Origin of the sequence: Actinomadura sp. B10D3, assembly GCF_039871695.1 — a bacterium.
In the GTDB taxonomy this organism is placed as follows: Bacteria; Actinomycetota; Actinomycetes; order Streptosporangiales; family Streptosporangiaceae; genus Spirillospora; species Spirillospora madurae.
The window spans coordinates 94,365-111,667 of record NZ_JBDPLY010000022.1; the positions used below are offsets into that span (position 1 = coordinate 94,365).

General features: G+C 75.8%; 10 protein-coding genes. All 10 read left to right on the forward strand.

Going from position 1 to position 17,303, the window contains the following annotated elements; genetic code table 11:
• The first annotated feature begins 21 nt into the window (after positions 1-21).
• The 10 genes from ABGB11_RS28535 to ABGB11_RS28580 are packed head-to-tail and all read left to right on the forward strand — an operon-like array spanning position 22 to position 17,287.
• Complete coding sequence (locus tag ABGB11_RS28535) at positions 22-1,368, forward strand: MFS transporter (RefSeq protein ID WP_347637646.1); 1,347 nt, start codon at positions 22-24, stop codon at positions 1,366-1,368.
• Between the two features lie 51 nt (positions 1,369-1,419).
• Complete coding sequence (locus ABGB11_RS28540; RefSeq protein WP_347637648.1) at positions 1,420-2,361, forward strand: TauD/TfdA family dioxygenase; 942 nt, start codon at positions 1,420-1,422, stop codon at positions 2,359-2,361.
• Between the two features lie 60 nt (positions 2,362-2,421).
• Positions 2,422-3,378: a TauD/TfdA family dioxygenase gene (locus tag ABGB11_RS28545; RefSeq protein ID WP_347637650.1), complete on the forward strand. Its 957-nt coding sequence runs from the start codon at positions 2,422-2,424 to the stop codon at positions 3,376-3,378.
• Between the two features lie 2 nt (positions 3,379-3,380).
• Positions 3,381-4,151 (forward strand): alpha/beta fold hydrolase, encoded by a 771-nt coding sequence (locus ABGB11_RS28550; protein WP_347637652.1) that lies wholly within the window; start codon positions 3,381-3,383, stop codon positions 4,149-4,151.
• Positions 4,144-10,086: an amino acid adenylation domain-containing protein gene (locus tag ABGB11_RS28555; protein WP_347637654.1), complete on the forward strand. Its 5,943-nt coding sequence runs from the start codon at positions 4,144-4,146 to the stop codon at positions 10,084-10,086. The genes ABGB11_RS28550 and ABGB11_RS28555 overlap by 8 nt, the downstream gene beginning before the upstream one ends.
• Before the next feature lie 42 nt (positions 10,087-10,128).
• Positions 10,129-11,454 carry a cation:proton antiporter gene (locus ABGB11_RS28560; RefSeq protein WP_347637656.1) on the forward strand — a complete coding sequence of 442 codons (1,326 nt, stop codon included), beginning with the start codon at positions 10,129-10,131 and terminating at the stop codon, positions 11,452-11,454.
• A gap of 25 nt (positions 11,455-11,479) precedes the next feature.
• Positions 11,480-12,139 carry an NAD(P)H-dependent oxidoreductase gene (locus ABGB11_RS28565; RefSeq protein WP_347637658.1) on the forward strand — a complete coding sequence of 220 codons (660 nt, stop codon included), beginning with the start codon at positions 11,480-11,482 and terminating at the stop codon, positions 12,137-12,139.
• Positions 12,136-13,866, forward strand: a complete 1,731-nt coding sequence (locus ABGB11_RS28570) for a fatty acyl-AMP ligase (protein WP_347637660.1) — start codon at positions 12,136-12,138, stop codon at positions 13,864-13,866. Before ABGB11_RS28565 ends, ABGB11_RS28570 begins: the two co-directional genes overlap by 4 nt.
• Positions 13,863-15,581: an acyl-CoA dehydrogenase gene (locus tag ABGB11_RS28575; protein WP_347637662.1), complete on the forward strand. Its 1,719-nt coding sequence runs from the start codon at positions 13,863-13,865 to the stop codon at positions 15,579-15,581. The genes ABGB11_RS28570 and ABGB11_RS28575 overlap by 4 nt, the downstream gene beginning before the upstream one ends.
• A complete protein-coding gene (locus tag ABGB11_RS28580; RefSeq protein WP_347637664.1) occupies positions 15,578-17,287 on the forward strand; it encodes an acyl-CoA dehydrogenase in 1,710 nt (569 codons plus the stop codon). The genes ABGB11_RS28575 and ABGB11_RS28580 overlap by 4 nt, the downstream gene beginning before the upstream one ends.
• The last annotated feature ends 16 nt before the right edge of the window (positions 17,288-17,303 follow it).

Consider the following 17,303-nt stretch of genomic DNA (forward strand, 5'->3'; position numbering starts at 1 on the left):
ACACCATCGCCAGGACATCGCGTGAGCGGCGTCGCGGAGGAGGTCGCCGCGCCCGGCGAGCCGCGCGGCGAACCGCCCGCTCCGCTGCGCCGCAACCGCGACTTCTTCATGCTGTGGTTCGGCGCGGGGCTGTCCATGCTCGGCGGGCGGCTGAGCGTCGTGGCCTACCCGCTGGTCATGGTCTGGCAGGGCGGCTCGACGGTCGGCGCCGGCCTGGTGGGCTTCGCGGCGCTGCTGCCGACGCTGCTGGTGCAGCTGCCCGCGGGCGTGCTGGTGGACCGCTGGGACCGGCGGCGGCTGATGATCTGGTGCGACGCGGCCGGGTTCGCGGCCATGGGCAGCGTCGGCGTCGCCCTGCTGTTCGGGCACGTCTGGCTGCCGCACCTGATGGTCGCCGCGTTCGTCGAGGGCGGCGCGACGATCTTCTACCGGCTGGCCGAACGCGCGGCCGTGCGCAACGTCGTGCATCCCGCGCACCTGCCCGCCGCGCTGGCGCAGAACGAGGCGCGCGGGCGGGCCTTCGGGCTGATCGGCGGGCCCGCGGGCAGCTCGCTGTTCGCGCTGGTCCGGTGGTCGCCGTTCGTCGTCACCGCGGCCGGCCACGTGCTGGCGCTGGTCACGCTGCTGCTGATCAGGCGCGACTTCCAGAGCGAGCGGCGGGACGAGCCGCGCAGCCTGCGGACCGAGGTCCGCGAGGGCATCGGCTGGCTGCTGCGGCAGCGGTTCCTGCGCGCGGCCGTCGTCCTGGTCGCCGCCACCAACATCCTCTTCCAGGTGATGAGCCTGGCGCTGGTGGTCATCATCAAGGACAGCGGCGGCTCGCCGGCCGCGGTCGGCGTCATCAGCGTCGTGTCGGGCGTCGGCGGGGTCCTCGGCGCGTTGTCCGGCTCGTGGTGGGTGAAGAGGCTTCCATTGGCGACGGTGATCATCCTGTCCTTCGCGGCCTGGACCGTCCTGATGCCGGCGGTCGCGCTGACGTCCGACGTCTTCGCGCTCGGCGGGCTGTTCGCCGGGATGACGTTCTGCGGCGCGGTGATGAACGTGACCGCCGGGGTGTACCAGGTGCAGATCACCCCGGACGAGATGCAGGGCCGGATCAGCAGCGTCATCCTCCTGGTCACCTCCGGCGCCAACTCGTTCGGGGTCATGGGGGCGGGATTCCTGCTCAGCGGCTTCGGCTCCACCCCGACGCTCGCGGGGGTCGGCGTCGTGATGCTCCTCATCACGCTCGGAGCGGCCGTGAGCCCGGCCATCCGCAGCGGCAACGCGATCCGCCTCACCGGTGAGGCGGGCGGCGCCGACCGGGAGCCCGATGACGTACCCGGCGCCGGGACCCTCGGCGGTAGACGGGATAGCGAAGAAATATAGGCGCCCGGCGCACCCTGGAGACCACGACCACGGACGGCGAGGGAGAGGCAGATGGGCAACGGCCCGCAGTGGGCGCCCCTGGAGATCGACCCGGCGGGCGCCGGAGCCGAGGCGACGCCGGAGGGACTGGCCCGCCATCTGCGCGGGCTCGCCGACCTGGGCGGCCTGCTCACGCGCGAGAAGGCACTGGTCTTCCGCGGATTCGGCATCGGCCCGGGCGAGCTCGACCCGATCCTGGACCTCTTGCTCCCCAACCGGCTGGCGTACGTGCACGGGAACTCGCCGCGCACGAAGGTCGGCGAGAACGTCTACACCTCGACCGAGTACCCGCCGAAGTACACCATCTCGATGCACAACGAGATGTCGTACGCGCACCGGTGGCCGGCCCGGCTGGCGTTCTACTGCGAGCGGGCGCCGGAGACCGGCGGCGCCACCCCCGTCGTCGACGGGACCCGCTGGCTGGAGGCGCTGGACCCGGAGGTCCGGGACGCCTTCGCCGCGGGCGTCCGCTACAACCAGAACCTGCACGACGGCCTCGGGCTCGGCAAGAGCTGGCAGGACACCTTCGAGACCGGGGACCGCGCCGACGTCGAGGCCTACCTGAAGGAGTCGGGGGCCGAGTGGGAGTGGCGGCCGGACGGCGGGCTGCGGGTGAGCCAGCTGCGCCCCGCCACGATCGAGCACCCGGTCACCGGCGACGAGGTGTGGTTCAACCAGGCCGACCAGTGGCACGCCGCCGGACTCGGCGACGAGACGGCCGCGGCGCTTGCCAAGATCATGCCGCCCGAGGACCTGCCGCAGTCGGTGACCTACGCCGACGGCTCCCCGATCCCGCCCGAGCACGTCGTCCAGGTGCGCGACCGGGGCCTGGCGGCCGCGGTGGACGTCGACTGGCGGACCGGCGACCTCCTGCTGATCGACAACGTGCTCGTCGGGCACGGCCGCCGCCCCTTCACCGGGCCGCGCCGGGTGCTCGTCGCGATGTCGGACTGACCGCGTCGGACTGACCGCGCCCGGAGCCGGGCGCGCAACGAGCAAAGGACCTCGACACCGATGACCGACCAAGGGCGGGTGCTCCCGTACACCGTGCCGGCCGAACCGGGCGGCGCGGACGCCACCGACTACATCGCGGCCCACCGGCCGCGGCTGCGCGCGCTGCTGTCCGAGCACGGCGCCATCCTGCTGCGAGGCTTCCCCATCGGCGGCGTCGAGGGTTTCGAGGCCGTCGTGCGCGCCCTGTCGGGGGAGCCGCCGCTGAAGTACGCCGAGCGGTCCTCGCCCCGGTCGAGCATCAAGGGGCACGTCTACACCTCGACCGACTACCCGCCGGACGAGGAGATCTTCCTCCACAACGAGAGCTCCTACCAGGTCACCTGGCCGAGGTTCCTGTACTTCTACTGCGACCGGCCGCCGGAGACGCAGGGCGCCACCCCGCTGGCCGACTCCCGCCGCGTCCACGCGTCCATCGACCCCGCGGTGCGCGAGGAGTTCGCCCGGCGCGGCTGGATGCTGGTCCGCAACTTCCACGAGCGGTTCGGCGTGACGTGGCGCGAGACGTTCAACACCGAGGACCGGGCCGAGGTCGAGGCGTACTGCCGCAGCCGCGGCCTGGAGTTCGAGTGGCGCGGCTCAGACGGCCTGCGCACCAGGGCCGTCCGCGAAACCGCGCACGTCCACCCCGAGACCGGCGAGACGGTGTGGTTCAACCACGCCACGTTCTTCCACTACACGACGCTGCCCAAGGACGTGCAGGAGGGGCTGCTGGCGATCCTCGGCGAGGAGGGGCTGCCGACCAACACCTACTACGGCGACGGCGGCCGGATCCCCGACGACGTCATGGACCACCTGCGCGCCTGCTACCGGGACAACCTCGTCCGCGAGGACTGGCGGCGGGACGACGTGCTGGTCATCGACAACATGCTCACCTCGCACGGCCGCGAGCCGTTCACCGGACCGCGCAGCATCGCCGTCGCCATGGCCGAGTCGTACGATCCGGCCGGGAGAGCCTGACCGTGGGCTCCGGCTGGCTCCGCGCCTTCCGCCCGCGGCCCGCGGCGCGGCTGCGGCTGATCTGCTTCCCCAACGCGGGCGGTGCGGCCTCGGCCTTCCGCGACTGGCCCGGCCTGCTGCCGCCGGCCGTCGAGGTGGTCGCCGTGCAGTACCCCGGCAGGCAGGACCGCTACGGCGAGCCGCTCGTCCGGGACCTGACCGCGATGGCCGACGCGGTCACCGAGGAGGTCATGGCGGTCCTGGACCGGCCCGCGGCGCTCTTCGGGCACAGCATGGGCGCCCTCGTGGCGTTCGAGGTGGCTCGCCGCGTCCGGCCGCGCTACCCGTCGCCGCTGGTGCACCTGTTCGCCTCCGCGCGCAAGGCGCCCGACGCCTGCGAGCCCACGGGGCTCGAGTTCGACGACGACGAGGTCCGGGCGTTCATCCGCCGGCTCGGCGGCTCGGGCGCCGCGCCGCTGGAGGACGAGGAGCTGTGGAGGCTCACGTTGCCGATGCTGCGCAGCGACTTCCTGATGGCCGACGCGTACCGCTACACCCCCGGCGCCCCGCTGACCTGCCCGATCACGGCCATCTCGGGCGAGCGCGACGCGACCTTCACCGCCGCCGACGCGCGGCGGTGGGCGGCGCACACCGTCGCCGGGTTCGAGGCGCGGTCCCTGCCGGGCGGCCATTTCTACAACGAGGAAGTTCCGGGGGAACTGGTGGCACTTCTGCTGGACAGGCTGGACGGCGACCTGGACGGCTCCGGCCGGGTGGAGGCCCGCCATGGCTGAGTCCCGCGGACCCGGTGAGCGGCTGCGGCTGTCGGCCGCGCAGACCGCCGTATGGCTGGCGCACCAGCGCGACCCGTCCGGCCGCCGCTACGCGGTGGGCGAGTACCTGGAGATCGACGGGCCCGTGGACCGGGCGCTGATGGAGGCGGCGTGGCGGCGGCTGCGCGCCGAGGCCGACGTCCTGCGGGTCCGCTCGATCGAGGAGAGCGACGGGCTCTGGCAGGTCCTCGGGGCTCCGGACGGTGAGGGCGGCCCCGGCCTGCGCTACGCCGACCTCACCGGGGAGGCCGACCCGGACGCGGCGGCGCAGGCCTGGATGCGGGCGGACATGGACCGGCCGTTCGACCTGGCCGCCGGGCCGCTCTGCGCGTTCGCCCTGCTCAAGCGGTCCGATGACCGCTACAGCTTCTACCACCGCTACCACCATGTGGTGGCGGACGGCTTCGGCTACTCGCTGCTGCCGCGGCGGCTCGCGGCGGTCTACTCGGCGCTCGGGCGCGGGGAGGAGCCGGCGCCGGCGGGCTTCGGGACGCTGCGCGGCCTGGTCGAGGAGGAGACCGCCTACCGCGCCTCCGACGACTTCGTCCGCGACCGCGCGTACTGGACGGAGCGCTTCGCCGACATGCCCGCGCCGACCCGCCTGATCCGCGGCGCCGTGGAGGCGGGCGGCCGCGCCGCCCGGCCGCGGCTGCGCCGCACCGCGTCGCTGCCCGCCGGGACGACCGCCCGGCTGCGCGCGGTGGCCCGGGACGCGCGGACGGGCTGGCCCGTGGTCTTCGTCGCCGCCGTGGCGGCCTACCTGGCACGGATGACGGGGCGCCGCGAGGTCGTCCTCGGCCTGCCGGTGACCGGGCGCACGTCGCCGGCCGCCCGCCGCACGCCCGGGATGCTGGCCAACACCGTCCCGCTGCGGATCGAGGTCCCGCCGCACGCGGGCCTGGCCGGGCTGCTGACGGCCGTCGCGGCGGAGTTCGGCGCGGCGCTGGCCCACCAGCGGTACCGGCACGAGGACCTCTGCCGCGACCTCGGGCTCACCGGGGACGACCGGGGCTTCCTCGGCGCGATGGTCAACATCCTGTCGTTCCCGCGCGACCTGGCCTTCGGGACGGCGCGGGCGACCGCGCACAACCTGTCGTCGGGCCCCGCGATCGACCTGACGGTGGGCGTGTACGAGGGCGCCGAGGGCGCGGGCGCGGCGCTCGCGTTCGACGCCAATCCCGACTTCTACGGCGAGGAAGACGCCGCCGACCACCGGGACCGGTTCCCCCGGTTCCTCGCCGCGGCGCTGGCGGACCCGGAGAGCCCGCTGGGCGGCATCGACCTGCTGACGCCCGCCGAGCGGGACACCCTGCTGCACCGCTGGAACGACTCCGGCCGCTCCGTCGGCCGCGACGGGACGACCCTGGACGGCGGGTTCGCCGCGCGGGCCGCCGCGGCGCCCGACGCGGTCGCCCTGGAGGCCGAGGGCGTGGCGCTGACCTACGCCGAGCTCGACGCCCGCTCGTCCGCGCTGGCGGCCGAGCTGCGGGCCGCCGGGGTGGGGCCGGAGCGGTTCGCGGCGCTGGTGCTGCCCAGGTCGCCGGAGTTCGTCGTGGCGATGCTGGCCGTGCTGAAGGCGGGCGGCGGATACGTGCCGGTCGACCCGGACTACCCGGTGGAGCGGATCCGCCACATGCTGGAGGACTCCGCCCCGATCTGCGTGATCACGGGGGCGGGGTCGGCGGCGCCGCCCGTGCCGGGTCCCGCGCGTGTCGAGTTGGACGCCCACGCCCGGGTGCGCTCGTTCGTGCCGGGCCGGGTCCCGGCCGGACCGGGCCGGGCCGCCGCGGAGCCCGGCACCGCCCACCCGGCCTACGTGATCTACACGTCCGGCTCGACGGGCCTGCCCAAGGGCGTGGTGGCCACGCACGCCGGAGTGGTGAACATCGCCGCCGACCACATCGAGCGGTTCGGGCTCGGCCCCGGCTCCCGGATGCTGCAGCTCGTCTCGCCGAGCTTCGACGCCTCGATCGCCGACATCTGGCCCGCGCTGCTGTCCGGCGCGACCCTCGTGCTCGCGCCGGCCGGTCGGCCGGCGCTCGGCGAGGCGCTGCTGCGGCGGCTCGCCGAGCAGCGGATCACGCACGCGGCGCTGCCGCCGGTGGTGCTGGCGGCGCTGCCCGAACCGGACCTGCCCGGCCTGGTGACGCTGGCGACCGGCGGCGAGGTCGCCGAGCCGGAGGTGGTCGCGCGCTGGGCGGCCGGACGCCGGATGATCAACGTGTACGGCCCGACCGAGACGACGGTCGCCGCGACCGCGAGCGACCCGCTCACCGGCCGCGAGCGGCCCCCGATCGGCCGCCCGGTCGCCAACACGCGGGTGTACGTCCTCGACCCGGGCCTGCGGCTGCTGCCGCCGGGCGTGCCGGGAGAGCTGTACATCACCGGGGACGGTCTGGCCCGCGGCTACCTGCGCAAGCCGGCGCTGACCGCGGACCGCTTCCTGCCGTGCCCGTTCGGAGCGCCGGGCGGGCGCATGTACCGGACCGGGGACCTGGTGCGCTGGCGGCCCGACGGGAGCCTGGAATACCTGGGCCGCACCGACGACCAGGTCAAGGTCCGCGGGTTCCGGATCGAGCCGAGCGAGATCGAGGCGGTGCTGACCGGGCACCCCGCCGTCCGCGCCGCCGCGGTCGTGGCCCGCGAGGACCGGCCGGGCGACAAGCGGCTGGCCGCCTACGCCGTGCCCGAGCCGGGACGGGACGTGCGGCCCGCGGAGCTGCGCGAGTTCGCCGCCCGCGCGTTGCCGGACTTCATGGTCCCCGCCGCCGTCGTCGTCCTCGACGAGCTGCCCCTCACGCCCAACGGCAAGGTGGACCGCCGGGCCCTGCCCAAACCCGACTTCGCCGCGCCGGCGTCGAGCCGGGCGCCGCGCACCCCCGCGGAGCGGCTGCTGTGCGGACTGTTCGCCGAGGTGCTCGGGCTGGAGGCGGTCGGGGCCGAGGACTCGTTCTTCGACCTCGGCGGGGACAGCATCGTGGCGCTGCAGCTGGTGTCGCGGGCCCATGCCGCCGGGCTGCGGATCTCCTCGCGGGAGGTGTTCGAGCACCGGACCGCCGCGGCCCTCGCGGCGGCGGCCCGCACCGGCGCCGCCGCGGAGGCCGAGCCGCCGGAGGAGCGCCTCGGGCCCGTCGCGCCCACCCCGGTCGCGCGGTGGCTGCTGGAGACGGCGGACGAGATCGACGGGTTCCACCAGTCGGTCCTGGTCCGCGCGCCCGCGGGCCTCGGCCGCGAGAGGCTCGCGGCGGCGCTGCGGACGCTGATCGACCACCACGACGCGCTCCGCATGGAACTGGGCCCGGACGGGGGACTGGTGATCCGGCCGCCGTCCGGACCGGACACCGACGTCCCCCTCACCCGCGTCGACGTCGCCGGGCTGACCGGTGAGGAGACCGACGCGGTCATCGCCGCGGAGTCGCTCGCCGCGCGGGACCGCCTCGCACCGCGCGAGGGCGCGGTGCTCCAGGCCGTGTGGTTCGACGCGGGTGCCCGGAGCCCCGGACAGGTCCTGCTGCTCGTCCACCACCTGGCCGTGGACGGGGTCTCCTGGCGCATCCTGCTGCCGGACCTGGCCACGGTGTTCGACGGCGGCGAACCGCAGCCGGTCACGACCTCGCCGCGGCGCTGGGCGCGCGGGCTGGCCGAAGCCGCCGCGGAGCCCGGCCGGGTGGCCGAGCTGGACTTCTGGACGCGGGTCCTGGACCGGCCCGACCCGCCCCTAGCCGGCCGCCCGCTCGACCCGGCCGCCGACCGCGCCGGCGACGCCGGACGGCTCCGCCTGCGGCTGCCCGCCGACGTGAGCGCGCCGCTGCTGGCGGAGGTCCCCGCGGCGTACCGGGCCGGGACGGCGGACGTGCTGCTGGTCGCACTGGCGGTGGCGGTCCGCGAGTGGCGCGACCGCAGCGGCCGCGCCGCCGCGCCCGGCCTGCTGGTGGAGGTGGAGGGCCACGGGCGGGAGGAGGGCGCGGTGCCCGGCGCGGACCTGTCCCGCACGGTCGGCTGGTTCACCAGCAGCCGCCCGGTGCACCTCGATCCCGGCGTCGGCTGGGACGAGGCCGTCGCGGGAGGCCCCGCGGCCGGAGCCGCGCTGAAGCGGGTCAAGGAGCAGATGCGCGCCGCACCCGACCACGGCCTGGGCTACGGCCTGCTGCGCCATCTCAACGCCGAGACCGGTCCCCGCCTCGCCAAGTACGGCGCGCCGCAGATCGCGTTCAACTACCTCGGCCGCTTCGACCTCGCGCAGGACGGCGACTGGAGCCCCGTCGCGGTGGCGGGCGGCGCCGATCCGCGAATGCCGCTCACCCACGTCCTCGGGTTCGACGTCATGGCCGTCGACCGGCCGGACGCGGGAGGCCCCGAGCTGGAGGCCACCGTGACCTGGGCCCCGGGCCTGCTCCAGGAGGACGACGTGGCGGGCCTCGCCGCGCTGTGGCAGGAGGCGCTGCGCAGTCTCGCCGTCCACCGCGGCGGCGGGCGGACGCCGTCGGACGTGCCCGCGACCGGCCTGGACCAGGCCCGGATCGAGGAGCTCGAAGCCGCGCATCCCGGGCTGGTGGACCTCCTGCCGCTGGCACCGATGCAGGAGGGGCTGCTGTCGCACGCCCTCATCACCGAGCGCGAGGTGGACGTCTACACCGCCCAGCTGCGCTTCGATCTCGACGGCCCGCTCGACGCGGCGGCCCTGCGGCGGGCGGCCGGGGCCGTCCTGGCCCGGCACGCCAATCTGCGCGCGGCCTTCCGCTATGACGGCCTGCCGCGCCCCGTCCAGGTGCTGTGCGGCGAGATGGCGCCGCCTTGGACCGACGTCGACCTCACCGCGCTGGGCGAGGCCGCCGCGGCGGACGAGGCGCTCCGGCTGGCCGGGGAGGAGCGGGCCCGCCGCTTCGACATGGCGCGTCCCCCGCTGCTGCGCTTCCTGCTGCTCAAACTGGCGCCGGGGCGGCACCGGCTCGTGCTCACCATCCACCACATCCTGTGGGACGGCTGGTCCACCCCGGTGCTGCTGGAGGAGCTGTTCACGCTGTACGAGCAGGACGGCGACGACGCCGGCCTGCCCCGCGTCACCCCTTACGGGCGCTACCAGGACTGGCTCGCCGCCCGGGACCTGGACGGCGCGCGGGCCGCATGGGCGCGGGCGCTGGAGGGCGTCGCCGGGCCGACGCTCGTCGCCCCCGCCGTCGAGGACCTCCCCTCCGCGCCGCAGGAGCAGATCCAGGACGGCCTGGAAGAGGAGCCCACCGAGCGGCTGACCGCCTGGGCGCGCCGCAGCGGGCTCACCCTCAACACCGTCCTCCAGGGCGCCTGGGGGCTGCTCCTCTCGCACGCGACCGGCCGGTCCGACGTGGTGTTCGGCGGCTCGGTGTCCGGCCGTCCACCGGAGCTGCCCGGCGTCGAGCGGATGGTCGGGCTGTTCACCAACCTGGTGCCGGTCCGTGTCGCGCCGCGCGACGGCGAGACCGTGCACGGCTTCCTGGCCCGCCTGCAGGACGAGCAGGTTCACCTCATCCCGCACCACCATCTCGGGCTCGCCGAGATCCAGCGGCGGGCGGGCGAGGGCGCGCGGTTCGACAGCACGATGGTGTGCGTCAACTACCCGCTCGACGTCGCGGCCCTCGACACGCCGCTGCGCGAGGTGCGGCTCGCCGGCCTGGAGGTCGACGAGGGCACCCACTACCCGCTGCGGCTCATCGCCATCCCCGGTCCCCGGCTCCGGCTGTGGCTGGGCTACCGCCCCGACGCGTTCGGCCGGCCCGAGATCGAGCGGCTGATGGCGCGGCTGACCCGCCTGCTGGAGGCCATCGCCGCCGAACCGGACCGTCCGGTCCGGGAGGTCGACGTGCTCACCCCGCAGGAGCGGCAGCGCCTCCTGGTCGAGTGGGGTGGTTACGGACAGTAGGTGCCCGCGTCCCCTCCGATCGGCCCCTTCGTGGAGACCTCCATGCCTCTTGCCGCCAGTCCCGCCCCGCCGGTGCCCTCGCACCAGCTCCTGGTCTTCCTGCTGCAGGTCTCCCTCCTGCTCGGACTCGCGGTGCTGCTGGGGCGCGGCGCGGCCCGGATCGGCATGCCGGCGCTCGTCGGGGAACTGCTGGTCGGCCTGCTGCTCGGACCGTCGCTGCTCGGCCACATCGCCCCGGAGCTGTCCGGGTGGCTGCTGCCGCGGAGCGCCGACCAGATGCACATGCTGGACGCGTTCGGCCAGATCGGCGTGCTGCTCCTGGTCGGCATCACCGGCAGCCGCCTGGATCTCGGCATGGTGCGGCGGCGCGGGCGCACCGCCGCGCAGATCAGCGTCACCGGTCTGGCCGTCCCGCTGGCGCTCGGCATCGGCACCGGATACCTGGTCCCGGCCGCGCTGCTGCCCGCGCACGCCGACCGGACGGTCTTCGCGCTGTTCCTGGGCGTCGCCATGTGCGTCAGCGCCATCCCGGTCATCGCCAAGACGCTGACCGACATGAACCTGCTGCACCGCAACATCGGGCAGCTCACCCTGGCCGCCGGGATCGTGGACGACATCGCCGGCTGGCTGATGCTGTCGATCGTCTCCGCGCTCGCGGTGTCGCACCTGGACGGCGGCCGGCTCGGGCTCTCGCTGCTCTACCTCGTCGCGGTCGTGGCCTTCGCCGCGCTGCCCGGCCGGCCGCTCGTGCGGTGGGTGATGAGCCGGGCCGCCTCCGCGGGGCCCGGCGGGACCGCCGCGGTGGCCACGGTGCTGATGCTCGGCGGGGCGGCGGCGACCCAGGCGATGGGCCTGGAGGCGATCTTCGGGGCGTTCGTCGCGGGCATCGTCATCGGCGCCTGCGGCGCGGTCGGACCCGTCGCCCTCGCGCCGCTGCGGACGGTGGTGCTGGGCGTGCTGGCCCCGGTGTTCTTCGCCACCGCCGGGCTGCGGGTCGACCTCACCGCGCTGGCGCGGCCGCAGGTGCTGGCCACCGGGACGGCGGTGCTGGCGGTCGCGGTGCTCGGCAAGTTCGCCGGGGCCTACCTCGGCGCGCGGCTCGGGCGGCTCAGCCGGTGGGAGGCGCTCGCGCTCGGCGCCGGCATGAACGCCCGCGGCGTCATCGAGGTGGTCGTCGCCACGGCCGGGCTCAGCCTCGGCGTGCTGAGCGGCGAGATGTTCACGGTCGTGGTCCTCGTCGCGGTCGTCACCTCGCTCATGGCGCCGCCGATCCTGCGCCTCGCGATGGGGCGCGTCGAGCACACCGCGGAGGAGCGGCTCCGCGAGATCGACCTGCTAGGACCCGGGACCGGAGAGCGGGTCGGGTGAGGGAATGAGGCGAAGGGAGACGGCGATGGCGGCGACGGCGCCCCATCTGGTGTTCCTCAGCGGGACGCTGCACGCGGGATCCAAGGCGGACCGGATCGCGGCCTGGTGCGCGCGGCGGTGCCGCGGGGCCACCACGACGGTCTTCACCGGCGAGGACCTGGAGTTCCCGCACTACCGGCCGGGGCTCAGCGGCCGGCACGCCCAGCTGACCCGCTACCTGTACGAGCTGGCGTGGGCCGACGGGATCGTGCTGATCTCCCCGGCGTACCACGGCACCGTTTCGGGGCTGCTGAAGAACGCGCTCGACTACGTCAACGACCTGTCGCAGGAGCGCCAGCCGTTCCTGCAGGACAGGTCCGTCGGCTGCGTCGCCCTGGCGCTCGGCGACCAGGGGGCCGCCTCGACGCTCGCGACGCTCCGCACCGTCGCGCACGCGCTGCGCGGCTGGCCGACGCCGCTCGGCGTGACGCTCACCAGCGCGACCGCGGCGCTGCGGCCGGACGGCGAGCCCGCCCGGCCGGAGACCCGCGACCGCCTCGACCTCATGCTCGGCCAGGTCCTCGCGATAGCGCGGCGCAACGCCGAGGCGCGCCGGCGGGCGCAGGCCCGTGACGCGCTCGGACCCGAGAGCGCGCCCCGCCGGGTGACTCCGGCCGGCACCGACACCAGGGAGAGCCGACGATGACCACGCGACTGCCCGACCGCCGCAACGTCGCGGAGGCGTTCGGCGAACGCGCCGCGGCGACGCCCGGCAAACCCGCCTTCGTGTTCGTCCGCGAACCGGGCCAGGGTCCGGACGTCGTGCTGACCTACCGCGATCTGCGGACGCGGGCCCTGTCCTGCGCGCGGGGGCTGCGCGCCCGGCTCGCCCCGGGCGCGCGGGTGATGCTCGCCCTGCCCACCGGCGCGGAGTTCGTCGAGTGCTATCTCGGCTGCCTCATGGCCGGGATGGTCGCGGTGCCGGTCCCCGCGCTGGACGGCCGGCGGGAGTCGCGCGAGCGCGTGGCGGGCGTCGCGCGCGACTGCGGCGCGTCGCTGATCCTGACCGACGAGCGGGACGCCGACGCCACGCGCGCGTGGATCGGCGAGAGCGGTGCGGACGGCCTCGCCGGCGTCACCGTCGCGGACCTTATGGAAGGAAACGGGGCCGAAGGGGAGGGGGCCGAGCCCGGAACCGGGCCGGCCCGCGACGATCTGGCGGTCCTGCAGTACACCTCCGGGTCCACGGGCGATCCCAAGGGCGTCATTCTGACGCACGGCAACATCCTCGCCAACATCGAGGCCCTGCGGGTCGCGGGCGGCCTCGGGGCCGCCGACCGGCTCGGCGGCTGGATCCCGCTGCACCACGACATGGGCCTGTTCGTGCTGCTGAGCAACGCCCTGGCGATCGGCGGCACGTGCGTGCTGATGTCGCCGATGGGCTTCCTCAAGCGCCCCGTCGAGTGGCTCCGCATGATCGACCGGCACGGCGTCACCGCCACCGCCGCGCCCAGCTTCGCCTTCGAACGCTGCGCCCGCCTGGTCACCGACGAGCACCTGGCGGAGCTGGACCTGTCCCGGCTGCGCTACATGTGGAACGGCTCGGAGCCGATCCACGCGCCCGCCATGCGGGCGTTCACCGAGCGCTTCGCCCGGGCCGGTTTCCGGCCCGAGGCGATGAGCCCCGGGTACGGCCTCGCCGAGGCGACGGTGTTCGTGTCGCTGCGGACCGCGGAGCCGGTCGTGCGCACCGTGGACGGGCGGGAGGTCGTCGGCTGCGGGACGGTCGCCGGACTGGACGTGCGCGTCGTCGACCCGGAGACGCGGCACGCGCTGCCCGGCGGCGAGGTCGGCGAGATCTGGCTGAGCGGCGCCAGCGTCGGGCGCGGGTACTGGCGGCGCCCGACGGAGAGCGCCGGCGTCTTCGCGGCCGAGATCGACGGCGAGGGCGGCCGGTGGCTGCGCACCGGCGATCTCGGCTTCCTGCTGGACGGGGAGCTCTTCATCACCGGCCGGCTCCGCGAGATCCTCATCGTGCACGGCCGCAACCTGTTCCCGCAGGACCTGGAGCAGATCGCCCGGGACGCCCACCCGGCCCTGTCCGGGCTGGTCGGCGCGGCGTTCGCGGTGCGGGCCCCGGACGAGCGGGTGGTGCTGCTGCACGAGGTGGCCCCGCGGACCGCGGCCGCCGACCTGCCAGGGATAGCACGGGCGGTGTCCCGTCGGCTGGCCGCCACGCTGGGCATCCCCGCGGGGAACGTCGTGCTCGTCCGCCGCGGCGCGGTGCGCCGGACCACCAGCGGCAAGATCCGGCGGGGTGAGATGCGGGCGCGGTTCCTGAACGGCGACGTGGCGGTGCTGCACGCCGAGCTGGAACCGGCCGTGCGGCGGCTGCCGGAACGCCCCCTCCTCCGCGCCGGCGGCGCGTCATGACCGGCGCGACCGCGGCGGCCCGGGCGGGGACCGGTCCCGCCGCCGGGCTGGAGACCCTCCTCGACGCCCGGCCCGACGTGTTCTCCGCGGAACGGTCGGCGGAGCTGGACCGGGCCGAAGAGCTGCCCGCCGACGCCTGCGCGCTGCTCGACGCGTTCGGCCTGCCCGCCTACTACGTCCCGGCCGAGGCCGGCGGGCGCCTCGACGACCACGAGGTGCTGTTCCACCTGCTGCGCACCGTGGCCGCCCGCGACCTGACGGTCGCGGTGGCGCACGGCAAGACCTACCTCGGCGCGATCCCGGTCTGGATCGCCGGCGACCCCGCGCAGGCGCGGCGGCTCGGCGCCCGGATCAGGGACGGGGCGCGGGTGAGCTGGGCGCTGACCGAGCCCGGCCACGGAGCCGACCTGCTCGCGGGCGAGGTGTCGGCCCGGGAGTCCGGCGGCGGGTACCGGCTCGACGGCGTCAAGTGGCCGATCAACAACGCCACGGCCGGCGGCCACCTGTGCGTCCTGGCCCGCACGGACGACGCGGGCGGGCCGCGCGGGCACAGCTTCTTCCTCGTGGACAAGGCCGAGCTGCCCACCGCCTCCTGCCGGCTGCTGCCCAAGGCGCGCACGCACGGGATCCGCGGCGCCGACATCAGCGGCATCGCCTTCGAGGGCGCCCGCATCCCCGCGTCCGCGCTCGTGGGGCGGGTGGGCGGCGGAGCCGAGACGGCGCTGCTCGGGCTCCAGCTCACCCGGACCGTCTGCGCGTCGCTGTCGGCCGGCGCGGCCGAGCACGCCCTGCGGCTGGCGGTCCGCTTCGCGGGCGAGCGGGTCATCCAGGGCCGCCCCCTGATCGAGCGCCCGCACGTCCGCGCCGTCCTCGCCCGCGCCGCGGGCACGCTGGCCGCCGTCGAGGCCGCCGGCATCGTGGGCGCGCGGGCCGTGCACGGGCTCACCGGGGAGATGAGCGTGGTCTCAGCCGCGGTGAAGGCGTTGGCGCCCACGCTGACCGACCGGATGCTGGGCGACCTGGCCGAGCTGCTCGGCTCGCGAGCCTTCCTCACCCGCGAGTACGCCGCCGGCGCGTTCCAGAAGCTCCAGCGCGACCACCGGGTGGTCGGCATCTTCGACGGCAGCACCGTCGTGGCCCGCAACGCGCTGATCAACCAGTTCCCCCGGCTGGTGCGCGGTCACGCGGCCGGGACCCGCGACGCCGCGGGCCTGGCCGCGACGGCCCGCGTTGGTACCCCGCCCGGGGACCTGGAGTGGGCGCGGCTGTCGCTGGTGTCGCGGACGGGCTGCAGCGTCGTCCAGGGGCTGCGCCCGGCGGTGGAGGCCGGAGCGCTGGACGGCGCGGCGGCGGAGGGCGCGGAGCCGCTGGTGCGCGACGTGCTCGCCGCCGTCGACGCGGTGCACGGGCGCATGGCGGCGATCCGCCCGTCCGCCCGCCCCGACATCGAGGCCTTCGAGGTCGCCGCCGCCTACGAGCTGTGCTTCGCCGCCGCGTCCTGCCTGCATCTGTGGGCCGGTGGCGCCGCGGGCGGGTCCGCGGACGCCGCATTGTGGCTGCGGGTCGCCCTCCGGACCCTGCTGGACGGGCTGGGCCGCCGGGCGGGCTCCGACCCGGCGGACGACGAACGGATCGCCGGGCTGCTCGCCCGGGCGGTCGCGGAGGGGCGGCCGCTGTCGCCCTTCCGCGGCGACCAGGACGGAGAACGGACGTGACCCCTTCGACCGCCGGTCCCGCGACGGACGCGGACCTGCTCGACAAGCTGCTCGGCGACCCCTGGGAGGCCGGCAGTCCCACCGGCTTCGGCGCGCTGCTGGAGGCCGACGAGCGGGAGGAGATGCACACCGAGTCCGAGCGGGTCCTGGACGGCTACGGACTGAACGCCGAGTTCGTCCCCGTGGCGCTCGGCGGCCGTTTCCGGCGGCTCGACCGGCTCGTCGAGGTGATGCGGACCGTCTGGCGCCGCGACCCCTGCCTCGGGCTCGGCTACGGCGCCAGCTCGTTCATCGCGTCGGTCAACGTCTGGAGCGCGGGCGACGGGCGGCAGCGGCGCGAGGCCGCCGACCTGCTGCTGGCCAACGGGAAGATCGCGTCGGTCTACCACGAGCTGGCGCACGGCAACGACTTCTCCCGCGCCGAGTTCGCCGCCGTCCGCGCGGGCTCGGGCTGGCGGCTGGACGGCCGCAAGGAGGTGGTCACCAACCTGCGCCGCGCGGACGCCATGGTGATCTTCGCCAGGACCCGGCCGGACCCCGGCAGCCGCAGCCACTCGCAGTTCCTGGTGCCCGCCTCGGCGGTGCCGGACGGCGCCCTGCGCCATCTGCCGCGGTTCCCGAGCTCCGGCATGCGCGGCGTGCAGCTCGGCGGCGCCGAGTTCCGCGCCTGCCCGGTCTCCGCCGGCGCGCTGCTGGGTGAGCCGGGCCGGGGGATCGAGACCGCGCTCAGCTCGTTCCAGCTCACCCGCAGCGCGCTGCCCGCCATGTGCGTCGGGATCGCGGACACCGGACTGCGCGCGGCCCTGGACTGCGCGCTCGACCGGCGGCTCTACGGCGGTGCCGTCGCCGACCTGCCCTACGTCCGGGCCGTGATCGGGCGGGCCCAGGCCGACCTGCTCGCCGCCGACGCGTTCGGCACGGTGGTGACCCGGGCGCTGCACGTGCTGCCCGGCGAGACCGGGGTGTCGGCGCCGGCCGTGAAGTACCTGGTCTCGCGGCTGCTGATCGACGCCATGGACGGGCTGGGGACGGTGCTCGGCGCCCAGTCGTACCTGCGCGAGGGCCCGTACGGCGTCTTCCAGAAGCTGGCCCGCGACCTCGCCCCCGCCGGGTTCGCGCACGTGTCCCGGGCCGCCTGCCAGGTGACGATCCTGCCGCAGCTGCCCCGGCTCGCGCGTCGCGCCTGGTTCGAGGGCGGGGCGGCGCCCGCCGCGCTGTACCGGGTCGGCGGTGACCTCGAACCGCTGGACTTCGGTGCGCTGGTGCCGGGGGCGCCGCGCACGGACGGGCTCGCCGGCACGCTGGTGGAGATCGCCGAGAGCGGCGCGGGCGGCCTGCCCGGCCGTTTCGCCGCCCGCTTCCGCGACGAGCTGGACCGGCTCCGCCGCGACTGCGCCGCGCTGCGGCCGCGCGACCTCACCATCGACGCCCGCCCTGAGGCGTACGCGCTGGCGGGCCGCTACACCATCGTCCTCGCGGCCGCCGCCTGCCTCGGCGTCTGGCGGCACGGCGGCGACGGGCTCGGCGACATCGACGAGCGCTGGCTGCCGGCCGCCCTCGACCGGCTCGACCGCCGGCTCGGCGGTCCCTTCGTCCTCACCGAACCCGAGCGGCGGGAGTTGGAGGAGGCCATGTTCCGCCTGGCCCGCCGCCGTCACGACGAGCGGCGCCTGCTCGACCTGACCGGCCGCGGGGTCCCCGGCTAGCCGGGCCGCGTCAGCA